The following is a 20,000-nucleotide window of genomic DNA, read 5'->3' as shown; positions in this document are numbered from 1 at the left end:
CCCGGGACGCGGGAGAGCCCGCAGCCGGGTCGGCTGCGGGCTCTCCCGCGTGTCACCCGGGTGCAGCCGGGTAGTGGTCCGTCAGAGTCCGACCTCGGACTCGAACGCACCTTCCTCGATGCGGTTCTTGATCGCGGTGAGGTAGCGCGACGCGTCCGCGCCGTCGACGAGCCGGTGGTCGTACGACAGCGACAGGTAGCACATGGAACGGATGGCGATGACCTCTTCGCCGTCCGCGTCCTTGATGACTGCTGGGCGCTTGACGATGGTCCCGGTGCCGAGGATGGCAGAGGTGCCGCCGGGCACGATCGGGGTGTCGATGAGCGCCCCGCCCGATCCGGTGTTGGTGATGGTGAAGGTCGCCCCGCCGAGCTCGTCCGGGGTCACCTTGTTGTCGCGGGTCCGCGTCGCGAGATCCGCGATCTTGCGGGCGATGCCCCCGAGGTTGAGGTCACCGGCGTCACGGATGACGGGGACGAGGAGCCCGCGCGGGGTGTCGACGGCGATGCCGACGTTCTCCTGGCCGTGGTAGGTGATCGTGTCGCCCTCGAGCACACCGTTGACCTTGGGGTAGGCCTTGAGCGCCTCGACAGCCGCCAGGGTGAAGAACGGCAGGAACGTGAGGTTCGCTCCCTCGCGTGCCTTGAACCCGTCCTTCGCCTTGGTCCGCAGGCGTGCGACCTTCGTGACGTCGACCTCGACGACGGTCGTGAGCTGCGCCTGCGTGTGCAGGGCCTCGACCATGCGCTCGGCGATGATCTTGCGCAGACGGCTCGCCTTCTCGGTGGTGCCCCGCAGCGGCGAGACGTCCGGGATGCTCGCTGCCTTGCCGGCGGGTGCGGAGGTCGCCTCGGGTGCCTTGTCGGCAGGTGTCTTCTCGGCAGCCGCGTCCTTGGCGGCCTGCTCGGCCTTCGCCGCGGCCTCGAGCACGTCCTCCTTACGGATCCGTCCGCCCACACCGGTGCCCGTGAGGGAACCGACGTCGACGCCCTTCTCCGCTGCGAGCTTGCGGACGAGGGGAGTGAGGTATGAGCCGCCCGCAGCCGGCGACGGCTTGGGCGTGCCGGCCGACTCCTTCTCGGGGGCCTTCTCGGTGGGCGCCTTCTCAGGTGCCTTCTCGGTGGGTGCCTCGGCCTGCGCCTTCTCGGGCTCGGGTGCCTGGACGACCTCCTCGGCAGCGACCGGGGTCGCCTCCGCGGCAGGGGTCTGCGGCTTCTCGGCCGGTGAGGGTGCGGCGGCAGCCTCGGCGGGCTTCGCCGGGGCGGCACCGGAGCCGACGACGGCGAGCACGGCGCCGACCTCGACGGTCTCGTCCTCCTGGACGAGGATCTGCTGGACGGTGCCGGCGACCGGGGACGGGACCTCGGTGTCGACCTTGTCGGTCGAGACCTCGAGCAGGGGCTCGTCGACCTCGACGGTGTCGCCGACCTGCTTGAGCCAGCGGGTCACGGTGCCCTCGGTGACGGACTCGCCGAGCGCGGGAAGGGTGATCTCCTCGCCGCCCGACTGCTGCTGCGCGTCACCCGACGACTCCGACTCCTGCTGCTGCGCTTCGCCCGACGGCTCCGACTGCTCCGATGCGGCCACGGACTCGTCGGCCGGTGCCGGTGCCTCGTACCCGCCACCGGAGCCGGACTCCTGCTCGGCCTGCGGCGCCTCGGGCTCGGCGTCCGGCTCGGCCGGGGCCTCCTCGGGCGCGTCGCCCGCACCGTCGCCGGAACCGATGACGGCGAGGGGAGCACCGACCTCGACGGTGTCGTCCTCCTCGACGAGGATCTTCTCGAGCACGCCCGCGAACGGCGACGGGATCTCGGTGTCGACCTTGTCGGTCGAGACCTCGAGCAAGGGCTCGTCGAGCTCGACGGTGTCGCCGACCTGCTTGAGCCAGCGCGTAACGGTGCCTTCGGTGACTGATTCGCCCAGTGCGGGCATCTGCACGTTGTCAGACATGACCTCTCCGGTCTCCTTCGATCGCTTGGTCAGTTGTGGGCGTGCAGGGGCTTGCCGGCCAGAGCCAGGAACGCCTCTCCGAGTGCCTCGTTCTGAGTGGGGTGAGCATGGACGAGCGCGGCGACGTCCTCGGGGTACGCCTCCCAGTTGACGATGAGCTGGCCCTCGCCGATGAGCTCACCCACGCGTGCGCCGATCATGTGGACGCCCACCACGGGGCCGTCCTTCTGGCGCACGAGCTTGATGAAGCCCTGGGTCGCGAGGATCTTGCTCTTGCCGTTGCCGGCGAGGTTGTACTCGAGGATCTCCACCGAGTCGTCGCCGAACTGCTCCTTGGCCTTGGCCTCGGTGAGACCGACGGAGCCGATCTCCGGGTCGGAGTACGTGACTCGGGGGATGCCGGACTCGACGATGGGTGCGGGGTTCATGCCGAGGATCTGCTCCGCGACGAAGATGCCCTGCGCGAAGCCGCGGTGCGCGAGCTGCAGACCGGGGACGATGTCGCCGACGGCCCAGATGTTGCCGACGCCCGTGTGGAGCTTCTCGTCGGTGATGACGAAGCCGCGGTCGAGCGTCACGCCCTGCTGCTCGTAGCCGAGGTCCGCGGTGCGAGGCCCGCGGCCGACGGCGACGAGGAGGATCTCGGCGTCGAACGTCTTGCCGGATTCGAGGGTGACGTGCACGCCGGAGTCGTCCTGGGTCACCGACTTGAAGCGGTCACCGAGGTTGAAGGCGATGCCGCGCTTGCGGAAGGCCCTCTCGAGCGCCTTGCTCAGTGCGACATCCTCCGCGGGGACGAGGTGCGGGAGGCCCTCGATGATGGTGACGTCCGCGCCGAAGGACTTCCAGACGCTCGCGAACTCCGAACCGATGACCCCGCCGCCGAGGACGATGACGGACTTCGGCACCGAGTCCAGCTTGAGGGCGTGCTCCGACGTGAGCACCCGGCCGCCGATCTCGAGGCCGGGGAGGGAGCGGGAGTACGAGCCGGTCGCGAGGACGATGTGCTTGCCGGTGATGCGACGCCCGTCGACCTCGACGGCGTTCTCCGCGACGAGCTTGCCCCATCCCTCGACGATGGTGATGGCCCGGGACTTCACGAGGCCCTGGAGTCCCTTGAAGAGACCGGAGACGACGCCGTCCTTGTACTTGTTGACGCCCTCCATGTCGATGCCCTTGAGCTCGGTGTTCACACCGAAGTGGCTACCGTCACGTGCGTTGTCCGCGAGCTCGGCCGCGTGGAGGAGTGCCTTCGTGGGGACGCAGCCGTAGTGGAGGCACGTCCCGCCGAGCTTGTCTCCCTCGATGAGTGCGACCTTCTGACCGAGCTGAGCGGCGCGCAACGCGGTGGCGTAGCCGCCGCTGCCTCCGCCCAGGACGACGATGTCGAAATCTGTGCCGGGGGTCTCGGCCACGTGCAGCTCCTAAGGCGCGATGGATTCGTTACCAGCCCATCTTGTCACCAAGTGGCGGGTCTCCAAAGCGGAACAGCGCTGATCCGAGCGCTCGGGCGGTGTGATGCTCGAGACATCTCCCGGAGGTAGTGTTCCCGCATGGCACGCCCGTCCTGGTACACCCGCCTCTTCACCCGCCGAGCCCCCGAGACTCCCGTGGGTTCGCCCTCCGTGCCCGACGACCGCGACCGGCGCCGCGAGACGGTGGAGCACCTCGCCGAGTTCACCCGCTCCCGGGTCGGGGTGGAGTCGTACATCGAGCCGCCGACCCACGACCAACCGACGTCGCTCCTGCTCGTCGCCACGACCGGCGAGTGGACGAGGCGCCGCGTGCCCGACGCCTTCGTGGCGCGGAAGATCGCCGCCGAGATCGGTATCCCCGTCTACGACGTGAACTTCACCGGATACCCGCAGCGCATGCGGGACTGGAACTCGGCCCAGCGCAGGAAGAAGCGCTGAGCCGAGCCCCGTCACCCGGAGGAGGGATCAGCGGGTCGCGTGCGACTCGAGGAAGCCCACGAGGGTGCGGACGGCCACGCCGGTCCCGCCCACCGGGGTGTACCCGTGGGCCGTTCCCTCGTTGAACGACGGTCCCGCGATGTCGAGGTGCGCCCACGGGAAGTCTCCCGCGAACTCCTTGAGGAACAGCCCGGCGACGAGCATCCCGCCGAACCTCTCGCCGATGTTCGCGATGTCGGCGACGGGGGAGTCCATGCTCGCCCGCAGCTCCTCGGGCAGAGGCATGGGCCAGAACTGCTCGCCGGTCCGCTCCGCCGCCTCGAGCACGGCGGTGCGCACGTCCTCGCTGCCCATCACGGCCGAGACGCGGTTGCCGAGGGCCACCATCTGCGCGCCGGTGAGCGTCGCGACGTCGAGGATCACGTCGGGGTTCTCCTCGCCGGCCGCCACCAGACCGTCCGCGAGGACCAGACGTCCCTCGGCGTCGGTGTTGAGCACCTCGACGGTCTTGCCGCCGCGGATGGTGATGACGTCCGAGGGGCGCTGAGCCGTCCCGGACGGCATGTTCTCGGCCAGGCACAACCAGCCCGTGACGGCCACGGGCAGGCCGAGCCGGGCAGCGGCGAGGACGGTGTGGAGAACGGCGGCGGCGCCGGCCATGTCGGACTTCATCGCCTCCATGCCCTTGGCGGGCTTGATGGAGATGCCCCCGGAGTCGAAGGTGATGCCCTTGCCGACGAGCGCCACCTTCGCCTTCGCGCGGGAGGGCGCGTAGGAGAGCTTCACGAGGCGCGGGCCCCGGCTCGAGCCGAGCCCGACCCCCAGGAGACCGCCGTAGCCGCCCGCGGCGAGCGCCTTCTCGTCGAGCACCGTGACCTTCACGCCCGTGCCCTTCGCCGACGCCTTGGCGATGTCGGCGAACGCGGCGGGGAAGAGGTCGTTCGGTGCGGTGTTCACGAGGTCACGGGTCCCGTGGACCGCCGCGGCGACCACGGCCGCCCGCTCGCCGGCCTTCTTCACCGAGGACTGGCGCGCCAGGGGCGTCACCACCTGGATCGCCTCGACCGGCGAGCCCGACGTCGCGGCGTCGCCGGTGCGGTAGGTGCGGAACGCGTAGGCGCCGAGGAGCGCGCCCTCGGCGACCGCGGCGACGTCCGCCTCGTCGGCGGTGGGCAGCGCGACCGCGACGGACGGGACACCCGCGAGGGAGCGGACCGCGGCGCCCGCGGCACGACGGAGCGTCTCCGGGGTGACCCGGTCGGCGGCACCGAGACCGACGAGGACGAGGACGTCGGCCCCGAGCTCGGTGCCGGCGGGCACACGTGAGACGGAGCAGACGTCGGCGCTCACCCCGAGCAGCTCGAGGTCGACACCCGGGCGGGCGCTGTCGGGGAAGCCGTCGACGGAGACGAGCCGCGGCCCTCCCGAGGTGCTCGTGACGCCGACGACGAGGGCGTCGGTACGCAGGGAACGGAGGTCTCTGGACGTGAAGGTGAGGTCTGACACGGCTCGATCGTATCCCCGCGGACGGTAGTCTCGTGCCTGTGGTCGCCCCCCTCACCCTCCTCGTCGTCGCCGCGGCCCTGGTGCTCTCGGGGTGGGCGGCGTGGTTCGCGGTCACGGACCGCGCGGTGGTCCTGCGCCAGCTCCTGGGCGCCGCGGTCGTCGAGGCTCTCCTCGTCGTCCAGCTCGTCGTCGCGGCGGTCCTGATCGCCACCGGCTCCCCGGACATCGAGGTCTGGGAGCTCTGGGGCTACCTCGTCACGGTCCTGCTCATCCTCCCGTTCGCGGCTGCCTGGGCCTTCGCCGAGCGCTCCCGCTGGAGCTCGGTCGTGCTCGTCGTCGCCGCGCTCACCGTCGTCTTCCTCGAGTGGCGCCTCGTCCAGATCTGGAGCCGCTGATGCAGCGCACCCCCACCGCACCGTCGTCACCGTCCTCCACGAGCGCGGGCTTCGGGCGCCTGCTCGTCCTCGTGTACGGCATCCTGGCGGTCGCGGCGACCGTGCGGGGCGCCTACCAGCTCGCCACCGACGGTGCCAGCGCGCCCCTCGCCTACGGCCTGTCCCTCGGCGCGGGAGTCGTCTACGTCGTCGCGACCCTCGCACTCGGTCGCGGCACGCCCGGCGCGCGGAGGGTCGCCTGGGTCGCCTGCGCCGTCGAGCTCGGCGGTGTCCTCGCCGTGGGCGTCGCGACGATCGTCGACGCGGACGCCTTCCCGGAGGCGACGGTGTGGTCGTCGTTCGGTCAGGGCTACGGGTACGTCCCCCTCGTCCTCCCCGTCGTCGGGCTCGTCTGGCTCGCTCGAACACGTCGCGGAGCCGCGAGCAGCACGACCGTGGGACCGGCCACCGACCCCACCGACCCCACGGACCCCGACCCGAAGGATGCACCGGACCGATGATCTACCGCGCGATCTTCCGCACCGTCTTCCAGAGGATGGACCCGGAACGGGCCCACACCCTCGCCTTCCGGCTCATCGCGCTCGCGGGGCGTGTCCCTGTGCTCCGCGGTGTCGTCCAGGGGGCTCTCGCGCCCTACCTCGTGGGGTCGGGCGTCCGTGCCTTCGGTCGGCGCGTCCCCGCGCCCTTCGGGGTCGCGGGTGGTTTCGACAAGAACGCCGAGGCCGTGCGCGGGCTGACGATGCTCGGGTTCGGCTTCGTGGAGATCGGCACGGTGACCGCGCTCGCCCAGCCGGGGAACGAACGCCCCCGGATGTGGCGTGAGATCGAGCTGGGTGGCGTCCGCAACCGCATGGGCTTCAACAACGAGGGGGCCGCCGCCGCGGCCGAGCGGCTGCGAGCCCTGCGTTCCACCAGGTCGGGGCGGGCCGTCTTCGTCGGAGCCAACATCGGCAAGAGCAAGGTCACCCCGGCGGCCGAGGCCGCCGGCGACTACGCCACGAGCGCGAGCCTGCTCGCACCGCTCGCCGACTATCTCGTGGTCAACGTCTCCTCCCCGAACACGCCCGGGCTGCGTGACCTCCAGTCGGTCGACGCGCTCCGACCCATCCTCGTGGCCGTGCGGGAGGCGGCCGACCGGGCTACCGAGTCGGCAGGGCGGCCGCGCGTCCCGCTCCTGGTGAAGATCGCACCGGACCTCGCGGACCCGGACGTCGACGCGGTCGCCGACCTCGTCCTCGAGCTCGGTCTCGACGGGATGGTGGCCGTGAACACGACGATCGACCACGACCTCGGGGAGGGTGGCCTCTCGGGTGCGCCGCTGCTCGGTCGCGGCGTCGACGTCGTCCGCAGGCTCCGCGCACGGCTGGGCGACGGGCCCGTGATCATCGGGACGGGCGGGATCCGCACCGCCGAGGACGCGCGTGCCTACCTCGACGCCGGTGCCGACCTCACCCAGGGGTACACGGGATTCGTCTACGAGGGCCCCTTCTGGGCCCGGCGCGTCAACCGCGGGCTCCTGCGATGATCCCGCCGCGGTGGGTGTGGCACCTGCGTGACGCCCAGGGCGACGAGATGACCGAGCCGCGGTGCCCGGTGTTCACCAACCGGTTCGACGCCGAGCAGTGGCTCGGCGAGTCGTGGCGCGACCTCGCGCGCCAGGGCGCCTCCGTCGCAGAGCTCTACAACGACGGGACGCAGGCCGCCGCGGGCGTCGTGCTCTCGACCGAGGTGGCTCCGCCTCCTCGCTGATCCGACGGAGAGGCCCCGCCTCCCACCAGAGGGTGGGAGGCGGGGCCTGCGGCACACGTCAGGAGGGGCGGGACGCAGGCGCACCTTCCGCCGTGCGGGCCGGGTCCCTCTCGACGACGTCACCCAGGACGTCGTCGATGCGCGTCATGAGCTCGGCGGGGATCGTCACGCCCGACGCCTTGACGTTCTCCTCGACCTGCTCCGGGCGGGACGCCCCGATGATCGCCGAGGCGACGTTGGGATTCTGCAGCACCCAGGCGACCGCGAGCTGCGGCATCGTCAGCCCGAGCTCCTCCGCGACGGGCCGCAGGCCCTGGACGCGCTCGAGGACGTCGTCCCGCAGGAACCGCTTGATGAAGGTCGCGCCCCCCTTGTCGTCCGTGGCCCTGGACCCGGCAGGCAGCTCGGCGCCGGGCGCGTACTTCCCGCTGAGCACCCCCTGGGCGACGGGCGACCAGACGATCTGCGAGACCCCGACCTCCGTCGAGGCCGGGACGACCTCGCCCTCGATGACACGCCAGAGCATGGAGTACTGGGGCTGGGACGAGACGAGCTGGAAGCCGAGGTCGTCGGCCAGCGCGCGGCCGGCCCGGATCTGGTCGGCGGTCCACTCGCTCACGCCGATGTACAGGGCCTTGCCCTGCCGCACGACGTCGGCGAACGCCTGCATCGTCTCCTCGAGCGGCGTCTCGGTGTCGTACCGGTGCGCCTGGTAGAGATCGACGTAGTCGGTGCCCAGCCGCTGGAGCGAGCCGTCGATGGACTCCCGGATGTGCTTGCGTGACAGTCCCGAGTCGTTGGGGCCCTTGGGGCCGGTCGGCCAGTAGACCTTGGTGAGGATCTCGAGCGACGCGCGCCGCTGACCCTTGAGCGCGTCCCCGAGGACCTGCTCGGCGACGGTGTTCGCGTAGACGTCCGCCGTGTCGAACGTCGAGATCCCGGCGTCGAGCGCGGCGTGCACGCACGCCGTCGCGGTGTCGTTCTCCACCTGGGACCCGTGGGTGAGCCAGTTGCCGTAGGTGATCTCCGAGATCTTCAGCCCGGAGCTGCCGAGGTAGCGATAGTTGACCATGATCAGACCCTAGCCACGTCGTGCGGGTCTCACCGGGCGAGCGTGCGTGCCGACCCTCAGACCGGGTACTCGCCGTGCTTCACCTGGGGCTTGGGCAGCCGTGCTCGACGGATCTGGAAGGCGCGCATCACGGCGTACATCGCGAGCCCACGGCCGAGGGCGTCCTCGCCGAACTTGGCGACGAGGCGCTTCTTGAGCAGTCGCCACAGGACGAACGCGTCGACGATGGCGACGAGCACCACGACGTAGAGGGCGACGAGCGCGACGAGCGCGAGGACCGGCGCCTGACCGGCGAAGAGCGTGACGACGAGGAAGCCGAGCGCGAGGAAGAGGAAGAACTCGCCGACGTTCCACCGGGCGTCGACGTAGTTGCGCACGTAACGCCGCACGGGGCCGCGGTCGCGGTAGGGGAGGTTCTTCTCGTCCCCGGTCTGCATGGCCTGGTACTCGCGCTCGCGCTCCGCGCGGGCCTTGGCCCGGGCCGCCTTCGCGGCGGCGCGGCGGTCGTCCGGGACGAGGGGACGCTTGTTGGCGGCCTGCGCCTCCTTGCGCTTGGGCGTGGGGTGCCCCTTGCCCGCGGCGCGCTCGACCGGTGCGAGGTCGTCGCCCGTGGTCGAGGGGGTCACGGCCTTCGGGGTCGTGGACGGGTCGTCGGACGAGGAGCTGCGGCGGGAGAACACGCGACGATCCTAGTCGACCCTGTGACGACCCCCGAGCGCGATACGGTGCTCGGGTGAGCGATACTGCCGATCTCCGTGCCCGTGTCCATGACCTCTTCCCTGCGCTGCGGGCCGACCTCGAGAGCCTCGTGCGCATCCCGAGCGTGTCCGCGCCGGCGTTCGACCAGGCGCACGTGTCGGCCAGCGCCGACGCGGTCGCCGAGCTCCTGCGGGGCGCAGGTCTCGACGACGTCCGGATCCTCACCGCGGGCGGCAGCAGGCCTGCGGTGATCGCCAGACGTCCTGCACCGGAGGGCGCCCCGACAGTCCTCCTCTACGCCCACCACGACGTCCAGCCCCCGGGCGACGCGTCCGCCTGGACCTCCGACCCGTTCGAGCCGGTGGAGCGTGACGGGCGCCTCTACGGGCGCGGCGCGGCCGACGACAAGGCGGGGATCGTCGCCCACGTCGGCGCGCTGCGTGCCCTGGGTGAGGACCTCGCGGTCGGTGTCACGGTCTTCGTCGAGGGGGAGGAGGAGATCGGTTCACCGTCCTTCGGGGCGTTCCTCGCAGAGCACGAGGAGCTTCTGCGCGCCGACGTCATCGTCGTCGCGGACTCGTCGAACTGGAAGGTCGGCGTCCCTGGCCTCACGACGTCGCTGCGTGGTCTCGTGGACTGCGACGTGGAGCTGAGCGTCCTGTCCCACGCCGTGCACTCCGGGATGTTCGGCGGGCCCGTGCTCGACGCGGTGACGCTCATGTCCCGGCTCGTCGCGACCCTGCACGACGAGAACGGCGACGTCGCGGTCGAGGGCCTCGCCCACGCACCCGACCCTGCCGTCGACTACGACGAGGCCGACTTCCGCACGGACTCCGGGATGCTCGAGGGGACCCGTCTCGCCGGCACGGGGCCGATCTCGGCACGCATGTGGACACGCCCCGCCCTGTCCGTCATCGGCTTCGACGCACCGAGCGTCGCGCTCTCGTCGAACACGATCACGCCACGCGTCACCGCGAAGCTCTCGCTGCGCATCGCTGCAGGGCAGGACCCGACGGAGGCGATGGCTGCCTTGCGTGCGCACCTCGAGGCGCACGCACCGTTCGGGGCGCAGGTGGTCGTCCGCGACGGGGAGCTCGGTCGTCCGTTCCTCGCGCCGTCGGACTCGGCCGCGATGCGGGCGGCCCGCGAGTCGTTCGAGGAGGCGTGGGGCACGCCGCCTGTCGACATCGGCATCGGGGGCTCCATCCCGTTCATCGCCGACCTCCTCGAGGTCTACCCGGACGCGTCGATCCTCGTCACCGGCGTCGAGGACCCGGACTCTCGTGCGCACGGCGCCGACGAGTCGGTGCACCTCGCGGAGCTCGAGAAGGTCGTCCTCGCGGAGAGCCTGCTCCTCGCACGCCTGGCTCGGCGCTAGCGCCGCAGGCGCGTCGAGGTCGTCGTCACCTGTGGGCGACGTCGACCGCCCTCGCCCAGGTCATGACGTCGTCGGGCAGCTCGGGGCTCGTCCCCGGACCGCCGAGCAGCTCGACGACGTCGGGAGCGGGGACCCGCACGCCGCCCTTGCCGAGGAACCGACCCGCGACGATGCCGCGTGCGGAAAGCTCGCCGCGCACGGTGATCGTCTGCTCGAGGTAGGCGATCCTCGGGTCCCAGCCCAGGACGCGCGTGGTGACGACGACAGGGTCCCAGAGCACCAGCGACCGCTTGTACTTCACGGTGGACGCGGCGACCACCGGGTACCAGCCCTTCGCGTTGAGCGTCTTCATGCCGCCGCAGTCCGCGAGCAGGTTGCTGCGCGCGGTGTCCATCATGTTGAGGTAGACCGCGTTGTTCACGTGCAGGTAGATGTCGAGGTCGCCCGGGCGCACCCGGGTCCGCGTGATCGAGGGATCGACGATCGTCTGTCCGGGGACGGCCTTGCGGGGCAGGTAGGTGGCGAGGGCGAGGGAGATCTGGCGGGTCACCGGCTCAACGTACTACGGGGCCGCCGGTGTGCGGGACCTGGGGTACCGGGTATCTCGTCACGTCGATCGGTGGGCGGGCGGGAGCGACCGGTCAGTCGCTCCTGGGTCAGGCGGGCGGCCACGGGTCGTGCTGCAGCTCGTGTCCCAGGTCCCTCGCCAGGTCCTCGCCCTCGAAGCGCGACACGAGGTGCAGCGCCGCGTCGACACCGGCGGACGTCCCCGAGGTCGTGACGAGGTCGCCGTCGTCCACGTAGCGCGCCTCGCCGTCGACCAGAGCCCCCGGCTCCGCACGGGACAGGAGGTCGACGTGGTCCCGGTGGGCCGCGACGGCCCTCCCCGCGAGGAGCCCCGCGGCGGCGAGCACGAGCGACCCTGTGCAGACGGAGACGAGGAGCGGCACCCGCGCACGGGCGTCCCGCACCCGGGCGAGGTGGTCGGAGTCGGCCATGAGGCGCGTCGCCCCGGGCCCACCCGGGTGCACGAGGACGTGGAGGGGCTCCACGTCCTCCCACGAGCAGTCCGGGACCAACCGCAAGCCGTGGGAGAGCCTGACGCCCGCGCCGTCGTCGGAGAAGGTCATCACCTGCGGGTGGAGCGCGCTGCGCCCCGCCCAGCGCACCAGCACGGCGTACGGGCCGACGACGTCGAGCTCCTCCGCGTCGTCGAACACGTACAGGCCGATCCTCAGCTGTCCACCGGTGCTCATCGGACTCCTCAGGTCGCGCGCGGCCTCCCGGAGGGCGGCCCCTGAGGTCCCACTAAACGCTCAGAGGCCCGGGAGCGCAAGCATCTGGTCGAGAGCCACCCTCGCCCAGTGGGCGTCGTCCGCGTCGACGACGATCCTGTTCACGACTCGACCCGCGACGAGCGACTCCATGGTCCACACCAGGTGGGGGAGGTCGATGCGGTTCATGGTCGAGCAGAAGCAGACCGTCGAGTCGAGGTAGTGGACGTTCTTGTCGGGGTGGGCGGCGGCGACCCGCCGGACCAGGTTGAGCTCGGTCCCGATGGCCCACGAGGACCCGGGTGCCGCCGCGTCGAGCGTGGAGATGATGAACTCCGTGGAGCCGACGAGGTCCGCTCCCGTGACGACCTCGTGCGTGCACTCGGGGTGCACGAGGACGGTGACGTCGGGGACGGCGGCCCGGACGTCGGAGACGTTCCGTGCGGAGAAGCGGCCGTGCACCGAGCAGTGTCCGCGCCAGAGGATCATCCGAGCGTCGCGCAGCTCGGCGTCCGTGAGGCCGCCGTTGGGCTTGCGCGGGTCGAAGACGACGCAGTCCGCGAGGTCCAGCCCCAGCTTGAGGACCGCCGTGTTGCGCCCGAGGTGCTGGTCCGGCATGAAGAGCACCTTCCCGGTGCCCTCCAGCCCACCCACCTGGTCGAAGGCCCAGCGGAGCGCGACCTCGGCGTTCGACGACGTGCACACCGTCCCGCCGTGCCGTCCCGTGAACGCCTTGATGGCTGCGGTGGAGTTCATGTACGTCACCGGGAGCGTGACGTCGGCGATGCCCGCGTCCTCCAGGACGTCCCAGCACTCCTCGACCTGGTTGATGGCGGCCATGTCGGCCATGGAGCACCCGGCCGCGAGGTCGGGGAGGACCACCTGCTGCGTGTCCGAGGTGAGGATGTCCGCGCTCTCGGCCATGAAGTGCACGCCGCAGAAGATGATGAACTCCGCGTCCGGTCGTGCGGCGGCCTCGCGTGCGAGCTTGAAGGAGTCGCCCGTGACGTCGGCGAGGTCGATGACCTCGTCGCGCTGGTAGTGGTGTCCGAGGACGAAGGCGCGGTCGCCGAGGGCGGCGCGAGCCGCCCTGGCGCGCTCGACGAGGTCGGGGTCGCTCGCGTGGGGGAGCTCTCCGACGCACTCGACGCCGCGCTCGGACGCGAGGTCGCGCCCCTGCCCGAGGAGGAGGAGCGCGGGGGAGGCCGCCGGTTCTGTGAAGGACGAGTTCAGCAGGGTGCTCACGGGGCACATCGTCTCACAGCGGCCCAGGCGCTCGGCGGGGTCGTCGGACCCTTGGTCGTGGGGCAGGATGGCGGTATGCACGTGCTCGTCGCCGCCGACGCCTTCGGCGCACTGACGGCTCTCGACGCCGCCCGCGCCCTCGCCGACGGGTGGATGGTCGGCGCGCCTCACGACACCGTCGAGGCGATCGGGCTGCCCGACGGCGGGGAGGGTCTCGTCCCGACCCTGGCTGCCGCCCTTGGGGCCGACGTCCCCGAGGGCGAGGTCCTCGTCGTCGGGCACGGGGCATCGAAGGTCGCCTATGTGTCGGGGCGCGTGCCCCCGGGGTCCTGGGGAGAGGTCCTCGCGGGCCGGCTCTCGGTAGCGCTCGCCGCGCGCGCGGGTCGAATCGTCGTCGGGCTGGGACCCGACATCGAGGTGCCCGACGGCGGCGCGGGCCTCCTCGCCGCGCTCGGGGCCGTCCCTCGGGGCCTGCACCCGGACGCCGCTCTCGACTCCCTCGGCGAGCGGGACCTCGCCGGCCTCGGAACCGCCCGCGGGCTCTTCGACCCGGTCGACCTCGTCGTCGCCACCGGGTCCGACGTCCCCCTGCTCGGGCTCCACGGCGCGTCGGCGACGAGCGCCCGTGCCGGGCTCGTGACGGACGAGGCCGCCCACGCCCTCGAACGCGCCCTCGGTGGCTTCGCGCACGTCGTTCAGGCGGCCGTCGACGCGGGGGCGGGTCCACGTCTCACCCTCGCGCAGGCGGGGCGAGCGGGAACGCGTCCCCGACCGTTGGCCGGTCTCGCGGGCTCGGGCGCGGGAGGTGGGACGGCCTTCGCCCTCGCCGCCCTGGGCGCGCGGATCCTCCCGGCGGCGCCGGTCTTCGCGGAGGCGCTCGGACTGGTCGCGCGCGCCGAGCGAGCGGACCTCGTCCTCACCGGGACCGGCGCCCTCGACGGTGGGACGTTCGGCGGGTCGGTCGCCGTCTCGGCGTCGCGGGCGGCCGCCGCCTGGGGGCTTCCCTGCGTCGCGCTCGTCACCTCTGCCGCGATGGGACGTCGCGAGAGCGCGGCGGAGGGACTCTCCGCGGTGTACGTCGTCGAGCCCGGAGGCCGTGGTGCCGTCGGCGCACCGGAGCTGGGACGAGCGGCGGACCGGATGTCCCGCACCTGGTCACCCGCTCGGGTGCACGGGGCCCTCGAGGTGGCTCCGGACAGGAGCGGCGAGACGCGCCGGACGAGGGCTTAGGGTGGTGGGAACAAGGGATGGTCCCGCACGGTTGGTACGTGTGCGGAGGGTCCTGGAGGACGCTCCGCAGGGTGCCCGCCGCCCGACCGTCCGTCACACGACTTCTTGACAGTGGGAGAGACCATGAGCGAGACCACCGAGACCGCGACCACCGAGACCGCGACGCACGGGGTCCTGCTGACCGACGTCGCGGGACAGAAGATCAGGACGCTCCTCGATCAGGAGGGGCGCGACGACCTCCGCCTGCGTGTCGCGGTCCAGCCCGGCGGCTGCTCCGGCCTGATCTACCAGCTGTACTTCGACGAGCGGGTGCTCGACGGCGACGCGCTGCGCGACTACGACGGTGTCGAGGTCGTCGTCGACAAGATGAGCGTGCCCTACCTCGAGGGCGCGACGATCGACTTCGCGGACACGATCGAGAAGCAGGGCTTCACCATCGACAACCCGAACGCCGGGGAGGGCTGCGCCTGCGGCGGCTCCTTCAGCTGACGCCACGCCCGCGGGACACCGGCCCCGGCGCCTGATGAACACCGTTCAGGCGTCGGGGCCGAGTCGTACGGTGAGCGCGATGTGTGCCTCCGACCCCGCGATCCTCGACGATCCGACCAAGGTGTGACCGCGCATCCGTGCCCACGCGGGGACGTCGTGCTCCGCGGCCGGGTCGGTGCAGAGCACCGTCACGAGACCTCCTCCCGGGAGCCCACGGCACGCGCGGGCCAGGTCGATCACCGGGACCGGGCACCGCTTCCCGCGGGCGTCGACCACCACCGCGTCCTCGTGCGTCACAGAGCACCGGCACCCAGAGAGCCGCGGACGCGGGCGACCGCGGGTGGCAGCGCCGCGAGGAAGGCCGCGACGTCGTCGCGGGTCGTCGTCCGGTCGAGAGCGATCCTGACGTTGCCGTGCGTGAGCACCCCCATGGCCGCGAGCACGTGGCTCGGACGGAGGGTCGCCGACGTGCATGCCGACCCCGACCCGACCGCGAATCCCTCCCGGTCGAGCTCGGTGAGGAGGGCCTCGCCGTCGGCGTACAGGCACGAGAACGTCACGACGTGAGGGAGCCTGTCGACGGGATCGCCGACGACCTCGACATCCGGCACCGTCCGCGCGACGACCTCCCTGATCTCGGCGACGAGCTCCCGTCGACGCGCGTCCTGCGCCGCCTGGTCGGACAGGGCGCTCTCGAGGGCGACCGCCGCGGCCAGCGCGGCAGGCACGCTCACACCACCGGGGAACCACGGGTCGGGCGCCTCGGGCCACTCCGCTCGCCATCGGACCCCCGCCCGGACGGCGAGGACGGCGATCCCCTGCGGGCCACCCCAGTCGGCGGCATCGGCCGTCACGAGGTCCCACGACCGCGGTGGAGCGACGTGGCCGACGGACGCGCCCGCATCGACGAGGAGCGGGACCCGCGCGGCACGCGCCGCCTCGTGCATGGCGTCCACGGGCTGCACCGTGCCGACCTCGCCGTTCGCGTGCTGCAGGGCGGCGAGCGCCACACCGGGCTGACGGACGGCGGCAGCGAACGCGTCGACGTCCACCCGTCCGAGCCGGTCCACCGGGACCACGGCGGGGCTCGGCGCGCCGGTGGTCCGGGCGTCCGCGGCATAGGAGGCTGCGTCGAGCACCGCCGCGCGCTCCACGGCGGAGGCGACGACGGCGCGACCCGTCCGGCGGCGTCCCGAGACGACCGCGCGGACCGCGGAGTGCGTCGCGAGGACGTGCGAGGGGGCGAGGTGGACCTCCTCGGTCCGGGCGCCGAGACGCGCGGCGAAGGTCTCGCGCGCAGCGTCGAGGAACGAGCGCGCTCGTCGCGACTCCGAGTGGAGGCGGGCAGGGTCGGCCCATCCGTCCTCGAGCGCCTCGAGGAAGGCCTGCCGCGCAGCCGGGAGCAGCCGGGCGCTGCCCCCGGCGTCGAGATGGGCCCGACGAGGGCGGTGGGGGGCCTGCGTGGCCGCGTCCTGCCCGGGTGCGTCGGCGGGGTCGGGAGTGATCACAGCACCACGGTAGCGGCGGGGCACCCGGTGCTCGGACTCTCGAGGGCGGGGGCGTCGGGCGCCGCTCGTCGCTCGTCGCTCGTCGCTCGAGAGAGCCTCGACGAGCCCCGCACCGGGAGGGTTCATGACAGTCCGGGTCCGCGTGTTAGCAACTGTGACTGAGTGCAGCATTTGTCACACTCGGGGCGCGCGCCCAGGGCGCTGGGGAGGGCAAGTCCGCGATACGCTTCATCTCGTCGAGGACGAAGGTCCTGTGTGCTGCCCGAGCAGGAGTGGTGCGCAGGACGTGATGTGAAAGGCCACCCCTTGCGCTCGGAACGCCCCACCCGCACCCGGCGGACGACCAGCAGGTTGGTCGTCGCCACAGCGCTCGTCGCGCTCGCCCTGTCCGGCTGCTCGGCCGAAGCCCAGCGTGGTTTCCTGCCCGGCTTCGAGGACGGCCCCGTCACCGACCAGACGGATCGCGCCACCGACCTCTGGGTCGGGTCGTGGACCGCAGCGCTCGTGGTCGGGCTGATCACGTGGGGCCTGATGCTCTGGTGCGTCGTGGCCTACCGCAAGCGCAAGGACGATGATGTCCTGCCCGTGCAGACCCGCTACCACCTGCCGCTCGAGATCATGTACACGATCGTGCCCATCGTCATGGTCGGTGTGCTCTTCTTCTTCACCCAGCGCGACATGACGGAGATGCGTGACCTCTCCACGGAGCCGGACCTCACCGTGCAGGTCATCGGCAAGCAGTGGAGCTGGGACTTCAACTACCTCGACGAGGACGTCTACGAGACCGGGCAGCACGCGGTGAACGTCGGTCAGCTCACCGACGACCTCGGCGCGCCGGGCACGGACACCTCGTTCCCGACCCTCTACCTCCCCGTGGGTGAGACGGTCCGCTTCGAGCTCGACTCCCGCGACGTCATCCACTCGTTCTGGATCCCGGCCTTCCTCGACAAGATGGACATGATCCCCTTCCGGACCAACGAGTGGCAGGTGACGCCTCTCCGCGAGGGCGTCTACGCAGGAAAGTGCGCCGAGCTCTGCGGGGAGTTCCACTCGGGGATGCTCTTCAACGTGGAGGTCGTGTCCCGCGAGGAGTTCGACACGCACATGGACGAGCTGCGGGCGAAGGGCCAGAGCGGAGAGCTCGGTCTCGAGCTCCGCCGCCAGCAAGACGGAGCGCAGGGCGACTCCAGGGAAGGCGAGAACTGATGGCAGCGGCAGACGAGACGGTTCCCGGTCTGGGCCCACGGCGCCAGACCCTGGGCCGCACCGTGATCAAGTGGGTCACCTCCACCGATCACAAGACGATCGGGTACATGTACCTGATCACGTCCTTCATCTTCTTCTGCATCGGTGGCCTCATGGCCCTGGTGATCCGTGCCGAGCTCTTCGAGCCCGGGATCCAGATCGTGCAGAGCAACGAGCAGTACAACCAGCTGTTCACGATGCACGGGACGATCATGCTCCTGCTGTTCGCGACGCCGCTCTTCGCGGGTTTCGCGAACATCATCATGCCGCTGCAGATCGGTGCGCCCGACGTCTGCTTCCCGCGTCTGAACATGTTTGCCTACTGGCTCTACCTCTTCGGCGGGATCATCGCCTCAGCAGGGTTCTTCACGCCGCAGGGTGCCGCCTCGTTCGGCTGGTTCGCCTACGCCCCGCTCTCCAGCGCGACCTTCAGCCCGGGCCTGGGTGGTGACCTCTGGGTCTTCGGGCTCGCGATGACCGGGTTCGGGACGATCCTCGGCGCGGTGAACTTCATCACCACGATCATCACGATGCGTGCACCCGGGATGACGATGTTCCGGATGCCGATCTTCACGTGGAACACCCTGGTCACCAGCCTCCTCGTGCTCATGGCCTTCCCGCCCCTCGCGGCCGCGCTCTTCGCCCTCGGCGCAGACCGGCGCCTCGGTGCCCAGATCTTCAACCCGGAGAACGGCGGGGCCATCCTCTGGCAGCACCTCTTCTGGTTCTTCGGGCACCCCGAGGTGTACATCATCGCCCTCCCGTTCTTCGGGATCGTCAGCGAGATCCTGCCGGTCTTCAGCCGCAAGCCGATCTTCGGCTACAAGGGACTCGTCTACGCGACGATCGCCATCGCAGCGCTCTCTGTGACCGTCTGGGCGCACCACATGTACGTCACCGGTGCGGTCCTCCTCCCGTTCTTCTCGTTCATGACGATGCTCATCGCAGTCCCGACCGGTGTGAAGTTCTTCAACTGGATCGGCACGATGTGGCGCGGGAAGCTCACGTACGAGACCCCGATGCTCTGGTCGCTCGGCTTCCTCGTGACGTTCCTCTTCGGCGGTCTCACGGGGATCATCCTGTCGAGCCCGGTCATGGACTTCCACGTCTCCGACACCTACTTCGTCGTGGCGCACTTCCACTACGTCGTCTTCGGGACAGTCGTGTTCGCGATGTTCGCCGGCTTCTACTTCTGGTGGCCCAAGTTCACCGGACGCATGCTCGACGAGCGGCTCGGCAAGCTCCACTTCTGGCTCCTCTTCGTCGGTTTCCACACGACGTTCCTCATCCAGCACTGGCTGGGTGCCGAGGGCATGCCGCGCCGTTACGCGGACTACATGCCCGAGGAGGGTTTCACCTGGATGAACCAGGTGTCCACGGTCGGTTCGTTCATCCTCGCGGCCTCGACGCTGCCGTTCCTCTGGAACGTCTACACCACGTGGCGCAACGCGCCGAAGGTCACCGTGGACGACCCATGGGGCTTCGGGGCCTCGCTCGAGTGGGCCACCTCCTGCCCGCCGCCGAGGCACAACTTCGTGGCGCTGCCGCGGATCCGCTCGGAGCGTCCCGCCTTCGACCTCCACCACCCCGAGGTCGCCGCCATGGACCACCAGTTCGCCAACCCGACAGTCCTCGACAAGGTCTACGGCGAGCCGGACCGCCGAGGTGAGCAGGAGGACGCGCAGCGCCGCGTCGACGAGAAGGACGCAGGGACGACCACGGAAGGCCGACAGTCATGAAGATCGAGAGCAACCTCTTCACCTACCTCGCGCCGTTCTTCCTCCTCGTCGCGCTCGTCTACGGTTTCTGGACGGGGTGGTCCGAGCCGGTCGGCATCGTCGGCCTGTTCCTCACGGCCGGTCTCGTCGCGATGATCGGGTGGTACCTCGCGGCCACCGCACGCCGCATCGATGCCCGTCCCGAGGACGACCCCGAGGGAGAGATCGAGCAGGGCGCCGGTGAGCAGGGCGTCTTCTCGCCCTGGAGCTGGTGGCCTCTCGCCATCGCCGCCGGAGCGGCGATCGTGTTCCTCGGGCTCGCTGCAGGGTGGTGGATCGTCGGCATCGGAGTGGTGTTCTCGATCATCGCCCTCGTCGGCTGGGTCTTCGAGTTCTCCCGAGGACAGCACGCCCACTGACCCACCCACGTCCCGCGAGGACCAAGCGCGGGCGCCAATCTCGAGATCGCCCCTTCTCCACACCGGAGAGGGGGCGATCGTCGTGTGATGCACTCTCCTTCGAGGATTCGCCACTGTCTCTTGTTGCCCGTCTGGCACCGCGCATGGGAAATCCTGGCTAGGGCTCTGCATCATGCCCCGTGGCGTGGCGTGGCGTGGCGTGGCGTGGCG

At 71.0% G+C, this 20,000-nt stretch carries 21 protein-coding genes; 11 read left to right on the top strand and 10 right to left on the bottom strand.

What is annotated here, in order from left to right:
- Positions 1 to 81: 81 nt before the first annotated feature.
- Positions 82 to 1,950: a 2-oxoglutarate dehydrogenase, E2 component, dihydrolipoamide succinyltransferase gene (gene sucB, locus JAV76_RS04505; protein WP_198732838.1), complete on the bottom strand. Its 1,869-nt coding sequence runs from the start codon at positions 1,948 to 1,950 to the stop codon at positions 82 to 84.
- Positions 1,951 to 1,979: 29 nt separating this feature from the next.
- Entirely contained in the window at positions 1,980 to 3,365 is a 1,386-nt protein-coding gene (lpdA, locus tag JAV76_RS04500) for a dihydrolipoyl dehydrogenase (protein ID WP_198732837.1), read from the bottom strand.
- Between the two features lie 138 nt (positions 3,366 to 3,503).
- Between lpdA and JAV76_RS04495 the strand changes: the two genes are divergently transcribed.
- A complete protein-coding gene (locus JAV76_RS04495) occupies positions 3,504 to 3,863 on the top strand; it encodes an oxidoreductase (protein WP_198732836.1) in 360 nt (119 codons plus the stop codon).
- 27 nt (positions 3,864 to 3,890) lie between these two features.
- Here JAV76_RS04495 and JAV76_RS04490 read toward each other — a convergent pair whose 3' ends face one another.
- Positions 3,891 to 5,369: a leucyl aminopeptidase gene (locus JAV76_RS04490; protein WP_198732835.1), complete on the bottom strand. Its 1,479-nt coding sequence runs from the start codon at positions 5,367 to 5,369 to the stop codon at positions 3,891 to 3,893.
- Positions 5,370 to 5,407: 38 nt separating this feature from the next.
- Here JAV76_RS04490 and JAV76_RS04485 point away from each other — a divergent pair, with 38 nt between their 5' ends.
- The 4 genes from JAV76_RS04485 to JAV76_RS04470 are packed head-to-tail and all read left to right on the top strand — an operon-like array spanning position 5,408 to position 7,513.
- A complete protein-coding gene (locus JAV76_RS04485; protein WP_198732834.1) occupies positions 5,408 to 5,764 on the top strand; it encodes a hypothetical protein in 357 nt (118 codons plus the stop codon).
- Positions 5,764 to 6,264: a hypothetical protein gene (locus JAV76_RS04480; RefSeq protein ID WP_198732833.1), complete on the top strand. Its 501-nt coding sequence runs from the start codon at positions 5,764 to 5,766 to the stop codon at positions 6,262 to 6,264. The genes JAV76_RS04485 and JAV76_RS04480 overlap by 1 nt, the downstream gene beginning before the upstream one ends.
- Entirely contained in the window at positions 6,261 to 7,289 is a 1,029-nt protein-coding gene (locus JAV76_RS04475; RefSeq protein WP_198732832.1) for a quinone-dependent dihydroorotate dehydrogenase, read from the top strand. The genes JAV76_RS04480 and JAV76_RS04475 overlap by 4 nt, the downstream gene beginning before the upstream one ends.
- Positions 7,286 to 7,513 (top strand): hypothetical protein, encoded by a 228-nt coding sequence (locus tag JAV76_RS04470; RefSeq protein WP_198732831.1) that lies wholly within the window; start codon positions 7,286 to 7,288, stop codon positions 7,511 to 7,513. The genes JAV76_RS04475 and JAV76_RS04470 overlap by 4 nt, the downstream gene beginning before the upstream one ends.
- 58 nt (positions 7,514 to 7,571) lie before the next feature.
- Here the strand turns inward: JAV76_RS04470 and JAV76_RS04465 are convergent, their stop codons facing one another.
- Together JAV76_RS04465 and JAV76_RS04460 are read right to left on the bottom strand one after the other, a co-directional pair.
- Positions 7,572 to 8,585, bottom strand: coding sequence for an aldo/keto reductase family protein (locus tag JAV76_RS04465; protein WP_198732830.1), 1,014 nt, complete (start codon positions 8,583 to 8,585; stop codon positions 7,572 to 7,574).
- A 56-nt stretch (positions 8,586 to 8,641) separates the two neighbouring features.
- Complete coding sequence (locus JAV76_RS04460; RefSeq protein WP_372403122.1) at positions 8,642 to 9,265, bottom strand: DUF3043 domain-containing protein; 624 nt, start codon at positions 9,263 to 9,265, stop codon at positions 8,642 to 8,644.
- Between the two features lie 53 nt (positions 9,266 to 9,318).
- On the opposite strand from JAV76_RS04460, the gene JAV76_RS04455 reads away from it, so the two are divergent.
- Positions 9,319 to 10,662 carry a dipeptidase gene (locus JAV76_RS04455; protein WP_198732829.1) on the top strand — a complete coding sequence of 448 codons (1,344 nt, stop codon included), beginning with the start codon at positions 9,319 to 9,321 and terminating at the stop codon, positions 10,660 to 10,662.
- A 25-nt stretch (positions 10,663 to 10,687) separates the two neighbouring features.
- Here JAV76_RS04455 and JAV76_RS04450 read toward each other — a convergent pair whose 3' ends face one another.
- The 3 genes from JAV76_RS04450 to nadA form a co-directional block, all read right to left on the bottom strand.
- On the bottom strand, positions 10,688 to 11,212 hold the full coding sequence (locus JAV76_RS04450) for an acyl-CoA thioesterase (protein ID WP_198732828.1): 525 nt from the start codon (positions 11,210 to 11,212) through the stop codon (positions 10,688 to 10,690).
- 106 nt (positions 11,213 to 11,318) lie between these two features.
- A complete protein-coding gene (locus JAV76_RS04445; protein ID WP_198732827.1) occupies positions 11,319 to 11,918 on the bottom strand; it encodes a DJ-1/PfpI family protein in 600 nt (199 codons plus the stop codon).
- Positions 11,919 to 11,978: 60 nt separating this feature from the next.
- The gene (gene nadA, locus JAV76_RS04440; protein WP_198733054.1) at positions 11,979 to 13,190 is read right to left on the bottom strand and encodes a quinolinate synthase NadA; all 1,212 of its coding nucleotides are present in this window, start codon (positions 13,188 to 13,190) and stop codon (positions 11,979 to 11,981) included.
- Between the two features lie 66 nt (positions 13,191 to 13,256).
- Between nadA and JAV76_RS04435 the strand changes: the two genes are divergently transcribed.
- Both JAV76_RS04435 and JAV76_RS04430 read left to right on the top strand, forming a co-directional pair.
- The gene (locus tag JAV76_RS04435) at positions 13,257 to 14,411 is read left to right on the top strand and encodes a glycerate kinase (RefSeq protein WP_198732826.1); all 1,155 of its coding nucleotides are present in this window, start codon (positions 13,257 to 13,259) and stop codon (positions 14,409 to 14,411) included.
- Between the two features lie 123 nt (positions 14,412 to 14,534).
- Positions 14,535 to 14,900 (top strand): HesB/IscA family protein, encoded by a 366-nt coding sequence (locus JAV76_RS04430; protein WP_198732825.1) that lies wholly within the window; start codon positions 14,535 to 14,537, stop codon positions 14,898 to 14,900.
- A 45-nt stretch (positions 14,901 to 14,945) separates the two neighbouring features.
- Here the strand turns inward: JAV76_RS04430 and JAV76_RS04425 are convergent, their stop codons facing one another.
- Positions 14,946 to 15,176: a sulfurtransferase TusA family protein gene (locus tag JAV76_RS04425; RefSeq protein ID WP_307844012.1), complete on the bottom strand. Its 231-nt coding sequence runs from the start codon at positions 15,174 to 15,176 to the stop codon at positions 14,946 to 14,948.
- 17 nt (positions 15,177 to 15,193) lie between these two features.
- Positions 15,194 to 16,405, bottom strand: a complete 1,212-nt coding sequence (locus tag JAV76_RS04420; RefSeq protein ID WP_372403194.1) for a cysteine desulfurase family protein — start codon at positions 16,403 to 16,405, stop codon at positions 15,194 to 15,196.
- A gap of 309 nt (positions 16,406 to 16,714) precedes the next feature.
- On the opposite strand from JAV76_RS04420, the gene ctaC reads away from it, so the two are divergent.
- Genes ctaC through JAV76_RS04405 form a run of 3 tightly spaced genes read left to right on the top strand, consistent with a single transcriptional unit; the run spans position 16,715 to position 19,790 of the window.
- On the top strand, positions 16,715 to 17,614 hold the full coding sequence (gene ctaC, locus JAV76_RS04415) for an aa3-type cytochrome oxidase subunit II (RefSeq protein ID WP_198733052.1): 900 nt from the start codon (positions 16,715 to 16,717) through the stop codon (positions 17,612 to 17,614).
- The gene (ctaD, locus tag JAV76_RS04410) at positions 17,614 to 19,392 is read left to right on the top strand and encodes an aa3-type cytochrome oxidase subunit I (protein WP_198732823.1); all 1,779 of its coding nucleotides are present in this window, start codon (positions 17,614 to 17,616) and stop codon (positions 19,390 to 19,392) included. The genes ctaC and ctaD overlap by 1 nt, the downstream gene beginning before the upstream one ends.
- A complete protein-coding gene (locus JAV76_RS04405) occupies positions 19,389 to 19,790 on the top strand; it encodes a cytochrome c oxidase subunit 4 (protein ID WP_198732822.1) in 402 nt (133 codons plus the stop codon). The genes ctaD and JAV76_RS04405 overlap by 4 nt, the downstream gene beginning before the upstream one ends.
- Positions 19,791 to 20,000: the final 210 nt, after the last annotated feature.

Origin of the sequence: Sanguibacter suaedae (assembly GCF_016342785.1) — a bacterium.
Classification (GTDB): domain Bacteria; phylum Actinomycetota; class Actinomycetes; order Actinomycetales; family Cellulomonadaceae; genus Sanguibacter; species Sanguibacter suaedae.
The sequence above is the reverse complement of the archived record's forward strand: the minus strand, read 5'-3'. Positions and strand labels throughout refer to the sequence as shown.